The organism is Paenibacillus nuruki, from assembly GCF_963311185.1.
In the GTDB taxonomy this organism is placed as follows: domain Bacteria; phylum Bacillota; class Bacilli; order Paenibacillales; family Paenibacillaceae; genus Saccharibacillus; species Saccharibacillus nuruki.
In genome coordinates this window covers 4,950,262-4,974,464 of the sequence record NZ_OY725677.1, presented here as the reverse complement: position 1 = coordinate 4,974,464, position 24,203 = coordinate 4,950,262, and the positions used below count along the sequence as shown (strand labels likewise).

Below are 24,203 nucleotides of genomic sequence, written 5' to 3'. Positions count from 1 at the left end.
CCCTATTCCTAATTTTATTTCAAATTATATACAATGACTCCTATAACTATAATAGCAGTACCAATTAATTTTTTAAAAGTAAATTGTTCTTTCAAAAAAATTATGGCCATTATATAAGCTACCAGATAATTACAAGAGATCACAATAGTGAATTCTTTTATATCAATAAATTTAAGTAAAAAAACAGATAAAATAGTGATAACAATAAAAAAAGTATATCCTAAAATAATAAATCTATTTAAAAATTTATTATTTTTATGAGATAAATCAGCACCTTTTTTCAGCAAAATTTGCGAGTAACTATTTAGAAAAATAATAAATACCATACTTAAATATATCATTTATTTCTCCCTTATCGGAATATTAATAATAATTATTCCTATAAGAATGATTATTATCCCGACTATTTCATTCATATATATATGATTGCCAAAAATATAATAACTCCAAAATAGCAAAAATAAATTTACTAATGTCATAGAAGGATAAACACTTGATATTGCATTAACACGTAAAACTTTTTGCCAAAAAAAGCTTGTATTGCTAAAAAGAATATTGAAAGGATATAGAACTTATCAAAAACTAAAAATAACAAAGATTGATTTGAAATTGCTGCTAACTTTGAAAAGACAACAGATATAGATTGACTTAAAATACAAATTAATAAAAAAAAGTAATTTTTGAAACTTTCTGTTTTATTTATATTATACATTGTCTTTTTTCATCCAATAATACCAAGTTTGAATACTCTCCATATAGAAATCATTTTTTATATACAGATTTTGAGCGCTGATATTTTTGCCTTGCGTAGATACCTCAAGTATGGCTACGTTTTTTTGTTTCAAATGAGTTTTAGCCTGTTGAATCAAAGCAGTAGCAATCTTTTGTCCTCTAAAATCTGGATGTACTCCTATAAGACCTATTCGAGCTGAATTATTTTCCAATAATTGTTTAATAGTAATGAAGCCAATAATATGGTCTTCAAACTTATATATTAAACAGTAATCATCCATCAATCCGATAACTGATTTACTTATCCATGTTCGATAAAGTTCTTCAATTTTTTCTAAAGAAAAAAAATGTCTATATGCGTAATACCTACTATCCTTAAATATACCGTGTGCCATTTCTAAAATACTTAAAGTATCTTCTTCAGTAGCCAAAGTAATAAAATCATTGATTGGTAATACACTACTTATACTGCCCCTATAATTCACCTTAAGATCAGCTAATTGGAAACTATTTTTTTCTAAATGATTAATAAATTTCAAGTCATTAATATCACATTTTGCTTGTAAAAAATCAATATTATTATTTAAAACAAAATTTTCAAAAGATATATCATCAAATATTGTTTGTTCTTTTACGTTACCTATTCTTTTTTTAAAAAAGTTTGTATCCCAATCAAGTAATTCAAACATCCTCATTACTCCTCCTAAGTATTCTCGGTTCTTTCATGAGTACAGATCTCTCTTATAATATAAACAGGTCTTTTTTTGGTTTCATCGAATATTTTGCTTATATATACTCCTATTATTCCTGAGACAAACATTAAAATGCCTCCAACTAACCAGATAGATGTAATTAAACTAGGCCATCCTTCAATTCCTTTTATTCCCAAAAGTGCTCTTATAATAATATATAGTGCATAAATAAAAGAAAGCAAAGATATCGTAAATCCTACTTTTACAGTTAGTATCAGTGGTTTATCAGAATAAGAAATAATAGTGTCTAAAGAAAGATCAAGTAATTTCTTTAAAGAATAACTAGATTTACCATGTTGCCTAGAATCGTGTTGAATATCTACAGAAGTAGATTTGTATCCTACCCATTGAGACATTATAGGAAAAAATCTTAATCTTTCTTTCATACTTACTATAGATAAAATAACTTTCCGGTGATAAATACCAAAATTACCTACACTAGCATCCTGTTTAGTATCAGTTAAATAGCTAAATATTTTATAAAAAAGAGTAGAACTTAAACGTTTAAGATAGCTATCTTGTCTCTCTGTTCTTCTCGCTAAAACCATATCATAACCTTCAAGAGCTTTATCTAAAAGTGTAGTTATTTCTTCAGGTCTATCTTGAAGATCACAATCCATTACGACTACCCATTCGTATTGACTTTTGTCTAAACCTGCACTTATAGCATAATGCTGACCAAAATTTCTAGAAAGATCTATTCCTATAACTTTATCATCTTGTTTGACTAACTGCTGAATAATATCCCAAGAGTTGTCTGGGCTAGAATCATTCACAAAAATAATTTCAAATTCATTTACTAAATTGCTAAGATTTTTACATAATCGATCATATAATTCTTGCAGAAAAAATTCACCTTTGTAGACAGGAATGACGATGGACAAACTTGTAGTAGAATTATAATTTTTTATCATTATTCCTCCAACTTTTATTTTTCATTTTTTTCATAAAATATATAAACAATATGATCATTATACTTACTGCTGTTATAAATAATCCTAAATATAAATAAGGAGGCGTATATTTCATCTCTAATTCATACTTTCCTGCTGGCAATGGCAGCGCCATAAATCCAATATTTGCTTTAATTGCTTGAATCTGTTTGCCGTTTGCATAAAAACTCCATCCTTGCTCTGATGGAATAGAGAAATAGGCAATCCCATTTTGTTTGACATTAATTTTTGCAGTCAATTTGTCACCATCGATTTGCTGAATGTCTATATTATTGCGACTCAAAGTATTTAATTTTTGTTGATCCATTTGAAAGTTATTTTCAACGTGGAAATTAATATTATTAATTTCATAATTTCCAGCAGTCTCACCAATATCCATTCGCAAGTGATTAAAATTAATATAATCTAGCGGAAGTTTGTATTCGTGTTTTCCTATATCAATTTGAAATCTAGTCGATTTTTCTTCAGAGAATGTATCCTTAGTTTCTGACCAAAAAAGTTGTCCCATCGTTTTTTCACTACTTTTAAGAGTAAATGAAATTTCAACTTGAGCGCGAGTTTGAACAAATGGAATAACAATTTGGGGATCGGCTCCAGTTGCTTGGAATATCACTTTTTTCGGAAATTTATTTTCAATAATTCTCACATCTGAAAAATTAATGTTTTTACTCGATGGTTGTAAAAATTTAGAATTATTTTTATTTTGTGATAACCACTTTTTGATATTTATTTCTGGAATTCCAAGCTTCTCTATAGAATCTATTTCATCTTGATCAACTACTACCGTATCTAGCAATAATTGTTGCTTTTGTTCCGTGTTTAGCGATTCAAAAGACTTTTTATTAATAACCTGTTGATATACGTATCCCAATGTAAGATACTTTTGATTCTTATAAATATAAACATCGCCTATTTGTTTTAAAAATTTATAACCTGACGGAGTATCACCTTGTTCTTTGGATAAAATATATTTAACTCCAAAAAGATTTTGCAATGTAAGATTAGAATCAAAACCATTTATAAAATTAATGTAAGAGCTACTATCTGGAGGAAGCGCAAAAGGAATATTCATTGTTTTTAAAAATTCTATATATGAAGCTGAATTCAAAGAAGTATAGGCTTTGAGTCCGTTGTAATGCTGAAAAACAGAATCGTTTAGAAAAACAGAATTGTAATTTTTCTGTATTCTATATAGTGAAGGATCAATACTATTTAAATATTTTATAGCAGCAGATGTATGATCAAAATAATAAGTTCCTGCTTCAACAGTTGACTTTTGTAATCGAACACGATGATTTTCTGTAGCATAAGAAGAAAAGAATACATCTACTATAACTAAGATTAACATACAAATTTTTAATGTTTCCAAACTCATTTTGTTTCTGGCTAAAAGCAATAACGTATAACCAATTAAAATAATCCATGAGAATGTTAAAACTTTTGTGGTATTAACAATATTTCCTCTGTCCCATAAAGATTTAAAATCTAGAATAAATATACTGCTCCATAAACATATAGTAATGATACAAAAAGTCCCTATCAAAACTTTATTATTTATTTTCAGTTGATCCACATTTATAGATTGATGTGCTACAAACAAAATGAACAAAATAATGACAAAACTCCACCGATAAGAAGTACCACTAAAACCATTTAGTGCACTGACAAAAAATGGTGACAGAGAGCCAACTGCAAGAAAAACACCTATAAAGGTTACTATATATTTATTTTTTTTAGAAAATGAAGTCCAATATTGACTAAAAATAAGAACACTTAGTAAACCAGAATATAATACGATAAGTTCATAATAATTTTGCGAACCATAAAAGTAATTCCCTGTACCTAATGCATCATTGGAGAACAATCTCAAAACCATTGAAAGGACATCTTGCCAATTAAGAGTGCTGAATATTGGATTATTAAACTGCTCACCTGTTACACGGGGATTAGATAATACAAGATATAAGGAGGGTAAAAATAAAACTGCTCCAAGTCCAAGCCCAAGCACATAATAAGAAGCAAATTTGATGATATACTGACTAGCAGATTTGAAATTAAAAGAATGAAGCATAAAGAAACGTATAATAATATATAACCCTAAGTAAAAACTGAGCATATACAACATATAATAACTATTGATAATGGCACAACCAATAGCGATCGAAAACCATACCCATTGATTTTTTCTTAAACCTCTTTCCAATGTATACATGATCAAAGCAATAAACACTGAAAAAGTAGCAAATTGATAATGCTGTCCCCATAAAATAAAGAAGCCATTAAAAGAATAAAAAATAGCAAATAGCATATTCGTAAATCCTTGTTGAGGTTTAAGCAAATTGAGATACTTTTGGAAAATTATTCCTCCAGTAATAATTTTTATTATAGCAATATATACTAATCCTGATGGTAAACTTTGTTGATTAAAAAAAGAAGAAAAATATTGAAAGGATCGAACAATAACATGTTTACAGCAAAAATGCTATTACCAGTACCCATTTCAAAAGACCAAAAGGAAAAATTTTTATTATGTAGCATATCTGAAAAGAAATTTAAATAAGGAAAATATTGATTAAGTGAGTCTGCTCCAATATCTACAAATATATATAAATTCTCACCAAAAATAAAATCAAAAAAGAGAAAAAATGATATAATCATTAAAATTATTGCTAGTTGAACAGAGCGATTTCTAAAAATACTTTCAAAAGACATTTCCTACTATTCTCCTCCCAATATTTTATTACTTATGTTCAAAATAAATATTTGATATACATAAATTGCAAAATATTTCATATTAATAAAAACTCAACTATCATATTATACTTTTAATCAGTAATTATCACTTACTATTTGGATTAAAAATTAATACAATAGTTGATATTATTTAATGAGAATTCATTTTATATACTTATCTTCTTTTAACTTTTAAAAATAGATGAATACATTTTTTTCCTATATTAAGAAGCCAGTTATTTTCTGATCTTAATTTATTAAGGACTTTCCAACCGATTGAATTACGCATGTTATTCAATTCCTGCTCCATATAATACATTTGATTGTTATAATCCTCCACTGTTAAATTATTATTCACAGGCATATAATAACTAATAGCTTTAATTATTTGTCTGTTCTCAAATTCATTAGCTATACCTGCTAATTTATGTTCTAAAAAAATTGCCTTTTCATTATATATCTCAATATACTGCTGTGCCATTTCTTTTTTAGTTTTAAACCTGTGATTTTTAATATTATCTTTAATTGTATTCCATTCTGATATATCGCTATTCATCACTTCAGTCAGTTTATTAATAATATCTTGTAATTCAACAGAATCAGTTATCCAACCGCCATCTACATCGATTACACGTTCTTTTAAAGCTCCCATCGGAGTAACTAAAGCTGGAATATCATGTAACCATGCTTCAGAGAGAGTGTAAGAGAAAGTTTCGGGCCAAGGAGATAGAAGACACACAAGATCAAGATCAAGGTTTTCTAATATATTACTAAGTTCTTCTCTTTTGTATTCTCCATATTTGATAACATTATTTTGATTTAATATGTTAAGCCTATGATCGCCTAATCCTCCAACAAGATGCCATTTAACATTATTTTTTCGATATTTTGTAATTAACTCATAAATAATATTACTTCCTTTGTTTGGAGCTAATCCACCAAGAAACCCAATATTCCATTCTTTAATTTCTGTTTTTTCCGATTTTACATACGGGATTCTAGAACCAGTCAAATTACTTTCTATCGTCACACCATGTGGGATAGCAGAAATTTTACCTTCTATACTTGAATAACGACTTTCAAAAAATTGTTTTGTGAATGTACAAGGTGTAAGAAAGAAATCTACTTTTTCAATCATTTCTTCTACTTTTTCTCGCCATTTCTTTATAAATTCTGTGTTAAACCCGTATGTTTTTCTTAAACTTTCACTTATTTTTTGATCAGCCACTTCATCGCTATTCTCATCTTTATAAATATATTCGTTATTTTCATCCAGTAAATTTACTCCAGGAGTAAATAAATAATAATCATGAAGTGTGAATAAAACAGGGATATTATTTTGAGCAGCGACATGTGGAATATCAAAAGAATGCCTTATTAAATGATGGATATGAACTAACGAAATATCAAAAGTATTCAAAATTTTCTCTATCAAATCACTATATTCTTGATGATGGAAATGTTGAATTGAGATTGGATCACGCAAAGGAAAATGGTACTTAGCAACAAACTCTCCTTCAAGATACTGCTTTAATACAATTTCTGTTCCATTAGTAACAAGTATGAAAGCATAGTACTCTTTCAATTCAGTCACTATATCTTTAACATGATATTCTGTACCACCAATTGGTTGCGTATAGTTCTCATCAAAAAAATTATGCAATACATATAAAATATTACCTTTAGTTTTACACTGATTAAAAAAATGAGGTAATCGAAGTTGAACATTGTTATGAATAGATTTCAAGGGATTACGAACGATAAAATCATGAACATTTTTATCATAATAAGGATATCTTTCATTTAATATTTTAAGATTTTTATTAAGAAGATTTAATTTTTCTCCTTGAAATGACATAGATCCTTTATGATAAATAAAGGTATGATCATCTATTACGTTACGATATCCATGCTCTATAACTCTACAACAAAAATCATTTTCTTCTGCATAACCTTTACCAAATGTTTCATCATCAAAAAAGCCAATTTCTTCAATAACAGAACGTTTAATATACATACAAAATCCTACGGCAGTCGGAACTTCAGGATACAACTTCAAAGAAATTTTTTCTACAAAGTATGCAAAAGAATCTACAGTATACCCATCTGGAATAGGATTATCTTCTAAAAACAAAGGAATTGAACATATACTACCGTTATTTGTCAGTGGTGTTACAGTAGCTATACTTGTGTCTGAATATGCAACTTCTCTTAATTTTTCCATCCAACGTTTTGTAACTACAGTATCACTATTTAAAAGCACTACATCATTTAAAGAGTACCTCATTCCTTTGTTTACAGTACCTACGAAGCCAAGATTATTTTCATTTTGTAAAACAATGATATTCTTGTGCTTTTCCATAGACATCAAGTATTCATTAACACTAGGGTCAGGACTTTTATCATCAATAATAATGATTCGGTTGTTTTCTAAATCTGTGTGTCTTAACAAAGATGCTACACATTCTTCTAACTCTTCTCTGGCATTGTAGACTGGAATAACAATATCGCATATTTTTTTTGATTCATCAGAAATTGATACTCCTTATTTATGATTTTAAATTACTAAAAAGCTTACGGAAAATAGCCGTTAAGCGCCAAGATTTAGAATTCAATAGTTCATTTAATGTTTTTTCAGTTAAATTATATTTTTTTTCTATTAATTTATATTTTTCTTCCAAGTTCTCCAGATCTATTTTTTTTCTAGAGATTTCAACTTCGAAATCAATAATATTTTTCTCAAGTTCTTTAATAGTAAGTTGATTTATAGAAATAACATTTTCTTTTTCCACAATGATCTTTTTGTTAACATTTACCTCTTGTTTAGCATTATTAATTTTTTCTGTTAAAACGTTTAAAATATATTCCATATTGTTAGTCATTTTCATTTCAATTTCAAGTTTCAATTCATTCTTATAAGTATTTCCTATTTCCTTAAGTATAAGGTTAGGATCTTGATTTAGACTCAGTACTGTTAGCACAGCTGACTTATCAAACTTATATAAATGATTAAGTTCAGTAATTCCGGAAAAATCATTTTGAGGGTTGCTCTCAAAATAGACATTTCCATCATTCTTTAAAAGGCGTATACTTTTTATATCAATAATAGCCATATCATTACACGGATCGATTCTAATATTACCTTCATGTTCAGAAGGTATTAAAAATGTATATGTTTTATATTGATTATCCATTTTTATGGAATGAAGCAAAGAATGTTCTTCTTTATATTCTCCTTGCTGTTCTAAATAGACTTGGCAATGATCCATATCGAGATAGTTACCATTATTTTCCTCGTCATAGTTTACGACTTGCTCAACACTAACTGATTCAGTCTTTTGAGATATTGTTATATATTGATAAACATCCCCGTCTTTTCTTGATTTTAAATAATTTGATAATGCTATAGGGAAATGATCGTAAGATTGTTCAAACTCTGTACTATCTGGTTTACGCATAGTACTAAGCCACTCTACAACCTTTAGATCACATGATTCTAACATTTCAAATACACTTTTACGTGTAAAAAAATGTACATGTGTATCATCTAGTAAACCTGTTGGTTGATAATCAAATTTACCATGTAAAAGCTCCATAATAATTGCATTATGTGAAATGTTAGGGACGGATGTCATGACTATCCCGTCCGTTTCTAAAAAACTTACTGCTGTTTCTAGAACTTTTTTCGGATTTCTTAAATGTTCCAGTACATCTGCAAAAAGAATATAATCATACTTACCTTCTAATTTACCGACCCAATTTTCTAACATTTCAAGGTCGGCTACTATCATAAGATGAGCATAAACTTCTGCTTTTTGAGCAGCTTCTTTATCGATTTCGACACAGGTCACTTCACATTCCAACTCTTCTTTTAAATAACGTGTCATATAACCAGAAGCTGAACCGAACTCTAAGACGCGCGATCTTTTTTTTATACGTTGCAACATTAAAGCATGGGAAGTATTGATATTAATATCCAGTTCAAGATCGTATTTCATATCTGCTACCTCATTTCCCAAGTATGTTTTAAATAAGAAATTCCCTCAGCTATATATTGATCAGAATGAACAGAAAAAGAAGCCACTTTATTTTTATAAGCATACCGTGCCAAACCAGACTTTTCGAAAAACCCAGCATCTATATGATATGTGCCAGGTAAAAGACTTAAATTCTCATAATTACATATCAATTGATGAGATCCTAAAGTATCATTGATTGAAAATTCATCTAACTTAGTATTTAATCCACAAACGTAAGTATCGCGTTGATCAATAATAGCAATTCCCCCGATTAGATGATCAATTTTTTTATGGATTGTATAATTCACTTCAATTTTTAAATTTTCTCCAAAATAAATATCTTTAGTTTTAACATTTTCACTATTTTTAACATTAACGCTATCAATCGTTAACGTCATATCTTTTTCTTGTTGTTCCTCAACAGATGTGTCTTCAACAATTTTGGATTTCATAAAGTCTTCGTATTCATTAGTAATTGCTAGTACATCACCTTGCCGATATACTTCACCATCTTTTAGCCAAACTACTTCATCGCAAAAGTTTTTTACAGAATACGTATCATGACTAACAAATAAAATCGTTTTACCACTTTCTTTAAACTTCCTCATTTTATCCATACATTTCAATTGAAATTGCATATCTCCAACAGCCAATGCTTCATCTACGATAAGAATGTCAGGGTCTACATTAACTGCACATGCGAATGCTAACCTTACGTACATACCTGAAGAGTATAATTTTACAGGTTGATCAATAAATTCTCCTATTTCAGCAAAATCCTCTATTGTCTGCATCCGTTCATTCATTTCTTTTCTAGTCAGACCCATGATACTACCATTTAAATATACATTTTCTCTACCCGTAAACTCAGGGTTAAAGCCACTACCTAACTCTAAAAGTGCAGCTATTCGGCCTTTTATATTTAAAGTACCAGAAGATGGCTTAAGTGTACCCGTTATAATTTGTAAAAGTGTGCTTTTACCAGAACCATTTTTACCAATAATACCTACTGTTTTTCCATTTTTCACTTCAAAAGATACATTTTTCAAAGCTGAGAACTCTTTATGATATGCACGATTTTTAAATATGAATTGTTTTAGTCTATCTTGAGGACTGTTATACATTTTATACACTTTTGAAATATTTTGTACTGAAATCGAACTATTATTATAATACATCAGCGAATCCACCTCTTGTCTTTTTAAACCAATAATATCCTAAGATTGAAGTAATTATTCCAATAACAGTGCCTATTATTATCCAAGAAAAATCAGGAACACGTCCCCAAATAATAATGTTTCGCATATCCTCTACGGTATGACTTAAAGGATTAAGATCATAAAGACCCTTTAATTTTTCTGGTACAGAATCTACAGAATAAAAGATAGGACTTAAAAACATTAATGCACTTGTCATTACACCAATAATATGATTAATATCTCGTATATATACACCTAGTGATGATAAGAACCAGCTTGCGCCCAATGTAATAAGCACAATTGGTAATAGAACTAGCGGTAAAAAGATTATTGTATAATGTATACCTTGACCAAAGAAAATTAAACCCATAAGTAATATTGCAAAACTAATCGCTGCATGTACCATTGCCGTTAATATGGCAGAGACTGACAGTAACTCTAATGGAAAAACAATTTTCTTCACATAGTTACTATTTCCAATAATTAAAGAAGGAGAACGGTTGATGACTTCTGAAAAAAAGTTGAACACTGTAATACCTGAAAATATAATCATAGCAAACTCTAGATGATTATCTGATTGTGCACTCCAACGACCTTTAAATACGACACTAAATACAAATGTATAGACAACTAGCATTAATACAGGAATAATAAACGACCACATTATACCTAAAAAAGATCCTTTATATCTTGAAGCAATATCCCGTTTCACTAATTGTTTCAATAAATAATAATATTGAGATTTCATTTCAACTAACACTCCTGTCTTAATAATAAGTATATCCTAGATTTTCTTTGGTAGAAGCATCAAACTGAATATGATAAAATAATAAAAGCAAAAAAAAGGAGTTTAAAACATTGGCTAATCCAGTATACGGCAAACATTTTAAAGCGTCCACCGAGGACGAAAAACGTGGAAGTATGTTTTGGGTCCTTAATATCTGTATGATTTTGTTTTTATTATGGGCCCCGTTTCAAATTGCATTATTTAATGGTCTAGGCATAAGTTTTGAGAAGCCGCTCTTTTGGGCAATCATGTTGGTATGTATCCTTATGATTCTAGGACTTATTCAGTTCAACAAAAAGGTCCAATTGAATGATCAACGTGATATGGTCGCATTATTAATCATTTTGCTTCCTCTCTCGTATATGATCTCTATGTTTTCGGCTGCCTCTTGGCATTATGCCGTAAATATGGTGCTAATTCAATGGATGTACGCATTTATTTTTGTAATTGGCATCTATCTGTTACGTGATCGTGTCTCCAATAAGATTATTCAGATTACATTGATGGGTTCAGCTTATCTTATTGTCTTCTTTGGATATATCAGTTGGTTCGGTCAAGGTTATCTAGGTGGGCACTTAGTATCCTGGTTCTCTAATGGAGTAACTAACGGCGTCTACACTGATGCTATCATGCAAGATTCCAACGGTTGGCGTTTAACTTCTGTATTCCAATATGCGAATACATATGCAGCTTTCTTGATGGCTATTATGTTTGCGGGGCTGTTTAATGCCAGTCGCCTTAGAACATGGTATGACCAGTTGATTCACGGATTTATGTTAGTTCCTGTTATTTTAGCTTTAATTCTTACTCTTTCTCGTGGTGGTTTAGTTGTTTTACCATTTGTATTACTTATTTTACTTCTATTACTTCGCCCTGCTCAACAGATACTATGGTTTATTAATCTGGTAATTGCAGGTATTGCAACAGCAGTCATTTTGAATCCAGTAACAGCTATTGGACTACAAGTGATCGCTAAGTATGATGGGGCTGTTGCTGCTAAAGGTTGGGCTTATCTATTAATCGCTTCCTTAATCGCAGGCGTACTGATTATGCTTGTTGGACGCTACATTGCACCTAAGCTTGAAGTCGGTGTAGAAGGATGGACAGCACGTCGTGGAGCAAGTCTATGGATTCCTATTGGTTCTGCTCTACTCGGTATCCTTATGCTTGTTTTACTAATTGCGACGAATCTGCGTAATCTATTGCCAGCTAATATTCGTGTGCGTTTTGAGAATATTAACTTCCAGCAAAGTAGTGTACTAGAACGTTTTACTTTTTATCGTGATGCTATGAAATTATTACGTGATTATCCATTGTTCGGCGCAGGTGGCGGAGCTTGGGGTGCTTCTTATGAAGCGTACCAGAATAACCCGTATGTCAGCCGTCAAGCACATAACTTCTTCGTTCAGTATTTAGTTGAAGTTGGTGTGATTGGTTTTATTATCTTTATCTTGTTTGTTGGGTTTATTTTCTACAAATATATTCGTGGTTATTTCAAAACAGATCGTGCCGGTAAAGAATCTCACTTTATTTACTTTATTATCGTTGTATCGATCTTAATGCATAGTTTGCTTGATTTTAACTTAAGTTATGCTTATATGAGCATTTTAGTCTTTCTAGGTCTAGGTGGTATGGCTTCGGCAATGGATTTAACGCCACTCAAACGATTGAAAGCTCCTGCTGGTATGATTCGGGGGATCTATGTATCTTTGATCGGTGTCGTTGCGATTATCGTTGCTTTTACTTCACTTCGCTTCTCAGTCGCTTCTGGAGATGTTATGGATGCTCAGAAAGCTTCTCAAGTGGCAAGTCCAAGCTATGAGGGTATTCGTGCTCCACTCGATAAAGCACTTGCTATACGTAGTACATTCCCTGATGCAGTTGTATTTATGGGTTCCTTATTGACTCAGGTATTACAACAGACTAAAGATGAACAATATTACAACGAAGATATTGCTCTTCTTAATAAAGCACAGGAAAAAGAACCATTTAATAAAAATATTGTGAAACAATTAGTCACCGCTTACCAATTGGGTGGGAAATCAGATGTAGCTTTTGATCTACTTGTAAACAGTATTCCGAAATACAAATGGGATATTGAGTGGTATGAGGGTGTAATCACTCAAGCTTATGCACTGGGTAATCAAGCTTATGAGAAAAAAGATACGGCTGCTCAAGAGAAATATTTCAATGCCGGTCTAAACGCTTATAAAGAAGTACAAGCTGGTGTAGAGTACTTGAAAACATTACCTACAGGACAGTTACAAGGTCGTGCTTTTGCTGTTACACCTACAATTGCTTTGAATATTGGTAAAATTCAATTAATGCAAGGTAAAACAGCTGATGCAGCATCCACATTCAAATTAGGATTAGCTGACGATCTGAATGATCAAACCAATCGTGAAGTTGCTCGTTATTATCTAGCTGCTTTGAAAAAGGACAAACAAAATGATCAAGCCATCTATGATAAGTTAATCAAAATAGATGCAAAAGAAAAAGAACAAATTAATACGATTGCAAATACGGATTATAGCGGTAAATAATAGTAGTTTTGATTTGAATAAAAAAGACTTTCTCTTAATTAGAGAAAGTCTTTTTTTGTTCTTCTTGAAGGAATATGGCTTTTAAGTAACGCAGGGTTTCTTCTCGCAACTCAGGATGCTGTAAGGCATAATGAATCGTTGTTTGGACAAAACCGCTTTTCTCACCAACATCATGACGTAATCCTTCAAATTGATAAGCTAGAATTCTTTCTTTTAATGCCAATTGAGAAATGGCATCTGTCAGCTGAATTTCTCCACCTACGCCAACTTGTTGTTCGCCTAAAATATTAAAAATCTCTGGCGTTAAAATATATCTTCCCATGATCGCAAGATTAGAAGGAGCATCTTCTCTGGCTGGCTTTTCAACCAACCCTTTAGCTTGATACAAGCGATCTGACAAAGGTGAAGAATCGACAATGCCATAACGAGATACATGTTCCCATGGTACTTCTTTGACACCTACAACAGATGATTCGTACTCTTCATAGACATCCATCATCTGCTTCAAGCAAGGTGTATTAGACTCCACAATATCGTCTCCAAGTAAAACAGCAAAAGGTTCATTGCCGATAAATTTACGAGCACACCAGATCGCATGGCCTAAGCCTTTGGGTTCTTTTTGACGAATATAATGAATATCTGCCATTTCAGAAGGCTTACGTACAGCCTCAAGTAATGCCCACTTCTCTTTTTCTGCTAGATTATATTCTAATTCAAATGAAGAATCGAAATGATCTTCGATGGCACGCTTGCCTTTACCGGTAACGATAATAATATCTTCGATACCCGAAGCTACAGCTTCTTCGATAATATATTGAATGGTTGGTTTATCTACAATCGGTAACATTTCTTTGGGCATCGCTTTGGTTGCAGGTAAAAAACGTGTTCCTAGTCCTGCTGCTGGAATAATCGCTTTACGGATTTTCAATGTAATTCTCCTCTATATCTATGATTAGATATAATATACTTCATTCCCCTTATATAAACCAATATACAAAACAAAAGACTTTCTCTTTAGTAGAGAAAGTCTTTTGTTTATTATTTATTTTCTTCTTTTGCCATAATTTCATGCAAATATTCTAATGTAGATTCACGTAGTTCAGGATGCTGTAATGCATAATGGATCGTTGTTTGAACAAATCCACTTTTCTCACCAACATCATGGCGTAATCCTTCGAATTGATAAGCAAAGATATCTTGCTGTTCACCCAATTTGGAAATCGCATCCGTTAACTGGATTTCTCCACCTGCACCTGCATCTTGATTACCTAAAATATCAAAGATTTCTGGAGTCAAAATGTAACGACCCATAATTGCCAGGTTAGAAGGTGCTTCTTCACGTGGTGGTTTCTCTACCAGTCCGTTTGTTTTGTACAAACGATCTGATTCGGTTGTCGGTTCAGCATCAACAAGTCCATAACGAGATACATGTTCCCATGGTACTTCTTTCACACCGACTACAGAAGACTCATGCTTCTCGTAGACATCCATCATCTGCTTCAGGCAAGGAACATCGGATTCTACAATATCATCGCCTAGAAGCACTGCAAACGGCTCATCCCCGATAAATTTACGAGCACACCAGATGGCATGTCCCAAACCTTTCGGTTCTTTTTGACGAATATAGTGAATATCTGCCATCTCTGAAGACTCACGTACAGCATCAAGTAATTTCCACTTTTCTTTTTCTTCTAAATTCTGTTCCAATTCAAACGAATAATCGAAATGATCTTCGATCGCACGCTTGCCTTTACCGGTAACGATAATAATATCTTCGATACCCGAAGCTACAGCTTCTTCAATAATGTATTGGATCGTTGGTTTATCTACGATCGGTAACATTTCTTTAGGCATTGCTTTGGTTGCAGGTAAGAAACGTGTCCCTAGTCCTGCCGCTGGGATAATCGCTTTACGAATTTTCATGATTCAAACTCCTTTTTCTATGCTGTTTTGCATCTATAGATTATATATTATACTTCTTGTTTATTCTGTGTCACTAATCGTTTAAGCAATAAGCGCATATCTTTGACTGATTTCAAACGATAATTGGCATGTGTGTTACCTGTTCCAATTTTAACCGAATATGAATCTTTAGGAAGCGCTGAGAACAAATCTTCATCGGTTGTATCATCGCCTACACCTAAAATAAAGTCATATTCCTGATCACGTAGCAATAAATGTGCTCCATGACCTTTGTTAATACGGTTATCTTTCACTTCTAGCACTTTATTACCTTCGAGTACACCGATAGTCATCGAATTCGTAATCGACAATAATGCTTCTTTCAGCTCATCGCGTTTGAGTCCGATCATATCAGGTTCGCACTGTCTGTAATGCCATGCTAACGAGTATTCTTTTTCTTCAATCAACGAACCTGGCGTACGATCTGTATATTTCTCTAAAATATGACGAATCGTATCTTTCCAATCGTTGTCTACGTTAACGGTCATCATCCAATCTTCGTCTGCTCCTGGCTTACGGAACCATAATCCATGAGAAGCAATAATATGAAGATCCAAATCGCCTAACCATTTTTCCATTACAAAACGATCTCGTCCTGTAATAATAACTACGGTATTACGAGGATCTGCACACAGACCAGCAAGCAACTGCTTCAATTCTTCGTCTGGCTTCGCTTGTTCTGGAGTCGGCTTAAATCCTACCAGTGTACCATCGTAATCTAAGAATAGTAGACGTTTTTCAGAATCACTATATACTTTTTCCATATCTGAATATCCAGATTTAAGATTCAGAAGTGGACGAGTCGGTGTCTGTTCTTCTGTTGTATTTTTAAGGGCTTCTAGGAATTCATCTGCCCAGAATTTCACATTATAACGGGAAAGGCGAACATGTAACATTTTGTTGCGTTCGATTTTCTCATGATCTGGCATATCTAATGCTGTTTTGATACCGGCAGCGATCTCACCATAATCATTCGGATTTACAATAACACCTTCACCTAGTTCACTAGCCGCTCCTGCTGTTTCACTAAGAACGATCATACCTTTGTAGTCTGTGCGAGAAGCAATATACTCTTTCGCTACTAGATTCATTCCATCCCGTAGAGGAGTTACTAATAACACATCACTGTTACGGTAGAAAGCAATCAGATCATCTTGCGTAAATGTACGGAAAAAGAACCATACAGGCATCCAACTGAGTGTACCGTATTTACCATTAACCTCACTAACCAACTCTTCGATTTCACGTTTAAGTGAATCGTAAGCTTCTACACCGACGCGAGAAGGGGCTACGATAAGGTTTAAGCGTACTTTTTCATGATATTCCGGGTATTGCGCCAAAAATTGTTTGAACGCTTTAATACGATCTGGAATCCCTTTAGTGTAATCTAAGCGATCGACCGAGATAATATTTTGTACACTCTTCGTACTTTCGATAAATTCTTGCGCTTCCGAAGACAAGTTTTGGGATTGAGTCGGTGCTGCAAAATAATCATAGTCAATTCCCATTGGGAAGGCATCGACTTGAGTGGTATGTGTTTCTCCATTGATTTTGTACAAATTATGTTCTTTGCCTAAAAGTCTACGTACACTACTTAAAAAGTGACGTACATAATCATAAGTATGGAATCCGATCAGATTTGCACCAAGCAATCCTTGTAAAATCTCTTCACGCCAAATGAGCAAGCGATAAATTTCGAAAGAAGGGAATGGAATATGCAGAAAAAACCCAATTTGAGTATCGGGATATTTTTCTCTGATCATCTGTGGAAGTAACATCAATTGATAATCATGTATCCAGATTGTATCATTTGGTCCAATCTCAGGTTCTAACGCATCAAAAAACTTTTGATTGACATTTTTATAAGCATCCCATGTATCTGTTGTGTATTCCGCTTTGTCGTTGAAATAGTGGAATAACGGCCAGATCGTTTCGTTACAGAATCCATGATAATATTGCTCTATTTCTTGTTCAGACAAAAAGATAGGCAAACAGTTATAGGATTCTTGCAATTCATTACTGATCGTTTGTGTTTCTTCTTCGTTAAGATCGTCTTTAGCTACACCAGGCCATCCAGCCCATAGACTATCCGATTGTTCGTGGTAGCTTTTAAGACCTGTAGCTAGTCCACCTATACTCTTACTATATTCAATCTCTGTTTCACTTTTTTTTACAGTTACAGGTAAACGGTTGGATACAAAAATAATTTTACTCATTGAATCCCCTCTCCTAAACAATAATTGAATAGTTATGTGATTGGTTTACTCTTTACTATGTGTAAATCGCCTGAATAACAAGACAATTTCTTTCATTTGACTTCACCGGCAGTAAAGTCATTGCTTATGCAAATTACCCTTAATTGATATGTACGACTCAACATTCTTAGCGACCCAACACCATGAGAACCTTTTCATCCGCTCCCTATCTGGAAAAATAATCACTACAAAAAGGATGCTCTACGTCCTGAATTTGTCTCTAAATAGACACTTTATCGAATATAAAAAAAGAGAATGCACGAGGCATTCTCTTAAGATTGAATCTGTATTTTTTATAATTATTTGACCAATTGTCCGCGGGTTACGCCTAATTGGTTGGTTGCTTTTAGCGTACGCCATACTTGAGTCCCGTTGATTTCACCACGTAATGCTTTGGTGTACAATTCGATGACTTCTATCACTTGCTCTGGCGTTTCTTCCAAAAACTCAATGCGATAACTAGGTACGCCCAAGTTCAAGAAGTCACTTAGATATTCTGCACCTGATTGCTCGATCGCATTATAAACGGTATTCCGACATCCTTCATCTACACGTACAGGATGAGACATCCCAATGCGGTCTTGCAACGAAACACGTTTCTCTTCACAAGGACGACCACAGTTGGTATAGTCTGTCCCTTCACTCAAGAACGTACAGTATACACAATGCTCTGTATGGAACATCGGCATATGTTGATGAATAACCACTTCTAATTGAGAAGTCTTCGTGCGACTTAATAAATCAACCATTTGTTGAATATTCAAATCGTATGAAGGGGTAATCCGGTCTACACCTGCTTCTAAGAATAGATCCACTGTTTTGTGATTGGCTACATTCAATGAGAAATCGCCGATCAATTCAGGATGGTTCTCTTCTGGGTGTGTCTGACGACGGCTTAAATAGTAATATAATGCTCCTGTATTACGCACCAATACCGCATCGGGTTGTAAACGCAAAATATTCGCATGATATCCATTTTCACCAGGCATATGAATACGAGGTGTAGCTAAAGCAATTTTTTTGCCAGCTGCACGTACAGCTGCCACAGCTGCTGGAAATTGCTTGATAAATTCAAAGTCTGCATAGATCATTTCGATTCCAGCTTGTAGTGCTGCTTCGACTTGCTCTACACTACGACATAATGCTGTTAATGTAGCAGCCGTTCCTTGTACAGGTGCAGATGCCGCCACAGCATCGCTGTAGACTTCGATATCACGTTGAATATATACCGGAGGCTTCGGACGCTCTCCTGCAAGTTGTTCTACCGCCTGACGACGAATATTGTTAAGCTCACGCATCGGGATAATAATATCGCCATGCAATTGAACTTCTAATTGATCCAATTGGAACACAGTTCCTCCCAAACGACCGAATTGTTCTTCCAATAATTCAGAAGTCATCGGACGCTTAGCAGCAATCTCCAGTTCCATTTCAGAGTCGACACGTACTGTGACTCCTTTTTGTACATCAGTCCACCATGTTACTAAAGGCTGACCTACATGACCAACAGCTTTGACATGAACAGGGAATACACGGTAAGGCTTCTCAGTATCAAAACTTTGTCTCATCCGTTTATCCAGTGCAGGATCGTTGGTTTTCCAAACTTTATCGCCTACATGTACACGATGTAGATTGACATCGTTACGTCCTGGAACAATATCGACCATCCATGTCTCATCAGCTTCGCCTTCGATTTTTACGCCTTTACGACGTAGATCATAGACGCGTCCACCCTGCTCTTTTTGCGTAGGATCTCCAGCATCAAATACGATACCATCTCCACGTTTAAGCGGAGCTTCTAAGCGACAGACTACGCCATCACGCAAGACTTGCTCGACACGTCCCATATAAACACCACGGCTTTTCGGGAATGTACCGTCTACTAACTTCTTATTGTTCGTTCCATCTAAGAAACCATGAGTGAATCCACGGGAAAAGCTTTGTTCCAATTCACGAATATCTTCACGTGTAATCGAATCCCGATCACCTTCAAAATAGCGATCGATCGCTTTACGGTATTTACTCACAACGTTGGCTACATATTCAGGTGTTTTGAGACGGCCTTCAATTTTGAAAGAAGTTACTCCTGCTTCGATCAGTTCAGCCATAATATCGATAGCTGCCAGATCTTTAGGAGAAAGCAAATACGTTACATCTCCCATAATCTTCTGCGTGCCATCAACCATTAGATCGTATGGCAAACGACAAGCTTGTGCACATTCGCCACGGTTTGCTGAACGTCCACCCCACATTTCAGAAGTTAGACACTGACCGGAGTAAGATACACATAGTGCTCCATGAACAAATACTTCCATCGGCAGACGTGCTTGCTCACCAATTTTTTTGATTTGTTTAAGGTTATTTTCACGTCCTAGAACGACACGTTCGATATCAAATGGCTTCGTAAATTCAACCGCTTCTGGTGATGTAATTGTCATCTGCGTCGAACCATGAATCGGGAAATCCGGTGAAATTTCACGGATCATTTTAACCAATCCCAAATCCTGTACGATAACTGCATCCACACCTGCCACTACGCAAGCGTCAATCAATTCACGCGCATCGGCTAATTCATTTTCAAATACCAGTATATTAAAGGTTAAAAACCCTTTGACTCCATAACTATGCAAAAAAGACATAATCTCAGGCAACTCATCCATTCGGAAATTATTCGCCCGCGCCCGTGCATTGAACTTCTCCACGCCAAAAAAGACTGCGTCTGCCCCATTGGCTACCGCCGCCCGCATGCAGTCCCAGTCACCCGCAGGTGCTAAAAGCTCCACGTCTTCTCTTCGTAACCCTGTATCACTCATGTAGAATTTATATCCTCCTAGATTGCCTTAGTTCTGGCAATACTTTTTTAATAGTTATCATCATCGTTGTTATCAACAGATCATATGATTTAAATTTATTCTAATTTCAGTGTAACAGACCTAAGAGCGTCTATCTACCTTATTGCTTGAATTTTCAATGAAAATCATGATCTTTTTTCACATTTATTCATAAGAAAAAAGCTACCCGTTAAGGTAGCTCTATTCTTGCTTACATATTTTAAGAGGTTAATTGAAAAGAAGCTAAGACTTTAGCTAAATCTGCTTGATGCACAGGTGTATTGTTAGTATTGTTTACTTCATCACCTAAGATATACGTCATTTTCCCTTTGGTAAATATCGTATACGTGCCTGTATATGGATGAGTAGCATCTGGATAATTAGCTGTAAAGGTATAAGCAGGAACACCTGCAAACGTTGTTGACGTGCCTTCAGATAGTTCTACACCATATACATTATTATCACCTGAACCCTCAAATGTCGCTTTCCATTGAGTGACTGCTTTTTCCAAAGAACTGGTTGTCTTGGTCGAAATATTGAAAGATCCACCGGTATGAGAGAAATACACATAAGAAGATTCGTAATCATTGTCTGTGCTTGTCCAATGACGAGGAACTTGCACACTGTAATGATTCGCTTCCGATGTATGTGTCGCTACTTTGCTACGATCTTGTGAATAGTAGTCAACAGGTAATGAACCAAAGTTCTCTTCCAGTGTAGGGAAATCAATTTCCAACGAATCGATCATTACCTGGAAATCAGCATCTTTCGATGCTTTATCGGATGGCGTACTGTATTCCATATAATAACGATATCCGTCTTTTTGGAATAAGACTTCATATTCAGTCATCCATGTATCACCAAATGTATATTCTAACTTATTCACAGTCGCAGTCTGTCCTGCAATTTCTTTTTGCTCGCTACCCAAGTTACGGTAAGCATCGCTATTGAAATTATCTGCAAACCAGCCTTGAATCTTCTGTAACCATTCTGCTAGCGTACTCCCTGCTGGTGCGCTATAAACATTAACAGCAACGTAAGATCCATCTTTTGCAGAAGCATCTACACTGCTCTCACTAGCTTCAAAATCAGCCGGAAGTTCCATATAAACACCATATTCACTAGCTTCTAACGTTTTGCCTGTGCCTGTATCTTCTTCTTTACTAGCAAGATCTTCCATTGCTTTGTCAGCACTATTGAATGACGTTTTGAACGAATTTAATAATGAAGTTACTTTGGCTTTAGTAAAGTCTTTGTAACTGGTAGCTTCTGAATCAGCATACATCACATAATAAACATGTCCATTCCCTGTATACACACGAGTTTGAGACAAAATGCCATCTGAATCTTTAGAAGTAATATAAGCATAGTTGCCTTTACTGCTATTGACTACTTTTTGATCGACGATCATTTCTCCAGCATCTTGAGCAGAAGAAACCAATTCATCTAATAAATCTTGTAGATCACTCTCACTACCTTGACCTACCATGGCGATCTCAGGATCTACAAAAATTTGCAGATAGTATTTGGCTTCATTGTCCATAAATGCTGCATTTTTGCCGTCCTGTAAACCAAGGTTCGTCAGATCACTTGGATAGTTTATCGACCATTGATATTTACTACTGCCTATTTTCGTTTTACCGACATGTGTAGATTTATCTGTACCACTATCTGTTGTGGCTGGAGCTACCGTGATAATCATTTGACCGGATACTACTTTGAACTTAGCACCGATACTTTTGGCTACAGAGCGAACAGGAACCATTAAGATACCTGACTTCATCACAGGAGCTGCATCCAATGTAAATGTAGAACCATTGAGATAGGCTTTTTTGCTACCGATTGTCATCGAAAGCGTACGTTTGCCATACATCAACTTGATTGAATCATTTTCTTGCAACTTCACTTGTGCTTTGAATGCACGTGTGAATAGACCTAATTGCACCATCGTGATTCCATTACTTTCGTAAGGTTTGACGATCGTTTGCTTTTGACCATTGATCGTTGCAGATGTACTGCCTTTTTTGATCTTCAATTCCAATAGTGCTGCTGCCGATGCTGTTCCTGTTGTTGCATACATGGTGGTCAACACGAGCACAATAGCCAGTAGACTTGAAGCGGTAATCCGCAACCACTTACTCATTCAAGCTCCTCATTTCTGTATCCAAGCTTGCTGGAAATTCCAACAGCGATGTCTGATCTTTACTTTTTGAATGGTACTATTAGATCTAAAAGTATCTTATTCTTTACTTAATTTCACTTGACGATTCACGATATCACCATTCGATTGCATCACAAGTTTGACCTTTTGTCCGGGTACATAAGATTTGAGAATTTCGTTCAAATCGACAACAGTGTGTACTTTTTTACCATTTACACTGTAGAGAATATCGCCTTTTTTGATCCCTGCTTTGCTAGCAATCGTCGAGTTCACTTTTCCTACAGTCAATGCATCGTCTGTAGGCATACCGCTAAGAGCATCTTCACTTTCTTCAAAATCTAGCCCCAGCGAAGCCCGATGAACTTCTCCGTATTTGAATAACTGTCCAATAATATATTGAACGGTATCTGCTGGGATCGTAAATCCAAGATTGTCTACGCCCAATGCTTCATATTTCATAGTGTTGATCCCGATCACTTTACCATCCATATTCACTAAAGGACCGCCGCTATTTCCCGGATTGATTGCTGCATCCGTTTGAAGCAATTTGTACGAAGCATCAACTGCACGATTAACCCCGCTAATAATTCCGGATGTTGCTGAATTGCGTAGTGAAAGAGACAACGGTGTTCCAATCGCTACTACTTGCTCGCCGACAACAGGTTGTTCTTTACTAGACACAAAAGAAGCAACTTTTAGTGATGTAGCATTGATTTTGATAATGGCTAGATCACTTACCGTATCGCTATAAATTTCTTTAACCAAATACGTTTTGCTATTTCCTTTGGCTTCCGATGTAATAACTTTAGCTCCAGGTTCCATACTATCGATCACATGGGCATTGGTTACAATCCATCCATCTGATGAAATGATAACGCCTGAACCGAAAGCAATACCTGTTCCGCCGGGTTCTTCGTCTCCTGAACCGCCTTCAGCAGCAATCGCTTCCGCACTGGCTGTGCCTACAATACCGACAACAGAAGGAGAGATACGTGCAATAATTTTGGAAATATTACTTGTGGTAGAAGCTGCATACTTAGGAGATGAATATGTATAACTTGAAGCGTCGCTTGTATCCGATGCCCATACCGATGGTTGTGCCGGTAACATCAACACAGAAGTTAATAATACAAGTGCAGGTAATTTGGATCGGAATAATTTCAAATTCATCCAGCCTTTCTATAGTTGCGTATACGTTCCTGTAAAATCATCATGTTGTAGGAACAATAGTCTGATTCCAATGTAGCATATGCACAGGTATGACACAATTGCCATG

General features: G+C 34.4%; 16 protein-coding genes. 1 reads left to right on the top strand and 15 read right to left on the bottom strand.

The window, feature by feature from the left end; genetic code table 11:
* Positions 1 to 14 precede the first annotated feature (14 nt).
* The 9 genes from RCP16_RS22015 to RCP16_RS21975 form a co-directional block, all read right to left on the bottom strand.
* The gene (locus RCP16_RS22015) at positions 15 to 341 is read right to left on the bottom strand and encodes an EamA family transporter (RefSeq protein ID WP_308641354.1); all 327 of its coding nucleotides are present in this window, start codon (positions 339 to 341) and stop codon (positions 15 to 17) included.
* 363 nt (positions 342 to 704) lie between these two features.
* On the bottom strand, positions 705 to 1,421 hold the full coding sequence (locus tag RCP16_RS22010; RefSeq protein ID WP_308641353.1) for a GNAT family N-acetyltransferase: 717 nt from the start codon (positions 1,419 to 1,421) through the stop codon (positions 705 to 707).
* A gap of 14 nt (positions 1,422 to 1,435) precedes the next feature.
* Positions 1,436 to 2,398, bottom strand: a complete 963-nt coding sequence (locus tag RCP16_RS22005; protein WP_308641352.1) for a glycosyltransferase family 2 protein — start codon at positions 2,396 to 2,398, stop codon at positions 1,436 to 1,438.
* A complete protein-coding gene (locus RCP16_RS22000) occupies positions 2,382 to 4,829 on the bottom strand; it encodes a YfhO family protein (protein WP_308642530.1) in 2,448 nt (815 codons plus the stop codon). Before RCP16_RS22000 ends, RCP16_RS22005 begins: the two co-directional genes overlap by 17 nt.
* Positions 4,830 to 4,834: 5 nt before the next feature.
* Positions 4,835 to 5,149 (bottom strand): hypothetical protein, encoded by a 315-nt coding sequence (locus tag RCP16_RS21995; RefSeq protein ID WP_308641351.1) that lies wholly within the window; start codon positions 5,147 to 5,149, stop codon positions 4,835 to 4,837.
* A 196-nt stretch (positions 5,150 to 5,345) separates the two neighbouring features.
* Complete coding sequence (locus RCP16_RS21990) at positions 5,346 to 7,670, bottom strand: glycosyltransferase (RefSeq protein WP_308642529.1); 2,325 nt, start codon at positions 7,668 to 7,670, stop codon at positions 5,346 to 5,348.
* Positions 7,671 to 7,719: 49 nt separating this feature from the next.
* Positions 7,720 to 9,168, bottom strand: coding sequence for a class I SAM-dependent methyltransferase (locus tag RCP16_RS21985; protein ID WP_308641350.1), 1,449 nt, complete (start codon positions 9,166 to 9,168; stop codon positions 7,720 to 7,722).
* A gap of 5 nt (positions 9,169 to 9,173) precedes the next feature.
* Positions 9,174 to 10,367 carry an ABC transporter ATP-binding protein gene (locus RCP16_RS21980; protein ID WP_308641349.1) on the bottom strand — a complete coding sequence of 398 codons (1,194 nt, stop codon included), beginning with the start codon at positions 10,365 to 10,367 and terminating at the stop codon, positions 9,174 to 9,176.
* Positions 10,357 to 11,136 (bottom strand): ABC transporter permease, encoded by a 780-nt coding sequence (locus tag RCP16_RS21975; RefSeq protein ID WP_308641348.1) that lies wholly within the window; start codon positions 11,134 to 11,136, stop codon positions 10,357 to 10,359. Before RCP16_RS21975 ends, RCP16_RS21980 begins: the two co-directional genes overlap by 11 nt.
* Before the next feature lie 110 nt (positions 11,137 to 11,246).
* Here RCP16_RS21975 and RCP16_RS21970 point away from each other — a divergent pair, with 110 nt between their 5' ends.
* The gene (locus tag RCP16_RS21970) at positions 11,247 to 13,718 is read left to right on the top strand and encodes an O-antigen ligase family protein (RefSeq protein WP_308641347.1); all 2,472 of its coding nucleotides are present in this window, start codon (positions 11,247 to 11,249) and stop codon (positions 13,716 to 13,718) included.
* Positions 13,719 to 13,752: 34 nt separating this feature from the next.
* Here RCP16_RS21970 and galU (RCP16_RS21965) read toward each other — a convergent pair whose 3' ends face one another.
* The 6 genes from galU (RCP16_RS21965) to RCP16_RS21940 all read right to left on the bottom strand — a co-directional run bounded on the left by galU (RCP16_RS21965) (position 13,753) and on the right by RCP16_RS21940 (position 24,097).
* Positions 13,753 to 14,646 carry a UTP--glucose-1-phosphate uridylyltransferase GalU gene (gene galU / locus RCP16_RS21965; protein ID WP_308641346.1) on the bottom strand — a complete coding sequence of 298 codons (894 nt, stop codon included), beginning with the start codon at positions 14,644 to 14,646 and terminating at the stop codon, positions 13,753 to 13,755.
* 110 nt (positions 14,647 to 14,756) lie between these two features.
* A complete protein-coding gene (gene galU, locus RCP16_RS21960; RefSeq protein ID WP_069328502.1) occupies positions 14,757 to 15,641 on the bottom strand; it encodes a UTP--glucose-1-phosphate uridylyltransferase GalU in 885 nt (294 codons plus the stop codon).
* A gap of 47 nt (positions 15,642 to 15,688) precedes the next feature.
* Positions 15,689 to 17,896: a bifunctional alpha,alpha-trehalose-phosphate synthase (UDP-forming)/trehalose-phosphatase gene (locus RCP16_RS21955; RefSeq protein WP_308641345.1), complete on the bottom strand. Its 2,208-nt coding sequence runs from the start codon at positions 17,894 to 17,896 to the stop codon at positions 15,689 to 15,691.
* Positions 17,897 to 18,234: 338 nt separating this feature from the next.
* The gene (locus RCP16_RS21950) at positions 18,235 to 20,748 is read right to left on the bottom strand and encodes a U32 family peptidase (protein ID WP_308641344.1); all 2,514 of its coding nucleotides are present in this window, start codon (positions 20,746 to 20,748) and stop codon (positions 18,235 to 18,237) included.
* 238 nt (positions 20,749 to 20,986) lie between these two features.
* Positions 20,987 to 22,909: a stalk domain-containing protein gene (locus RCP16_RS21945; protein ID WP_308641343.1), complete on the bottom strand. Its 1,923-nt coding sequence runs from the start codon at positions 22,907 to 22,909 to the stop codon at positions 20,987 to 20,989.
* Positions 22,910 to 23,005: 96 nt separating this feature from the next.
* Positions 23,006 to 24,097 carry a S1C family serine protease gene (locus RCP16_RS21940; protein ID WP_069328506.1) on the bottom strand — a complete coding sequence of 364 codons (1,092 nt, stop codon included), beginning with the start codon at positions 24,095 to 24,097 and terminating at the stop codon, positions 23,006 to 23,008.
* Between the last annotated feature and the right edge of the window lie 106 nt (positions 24,098 to 24,203).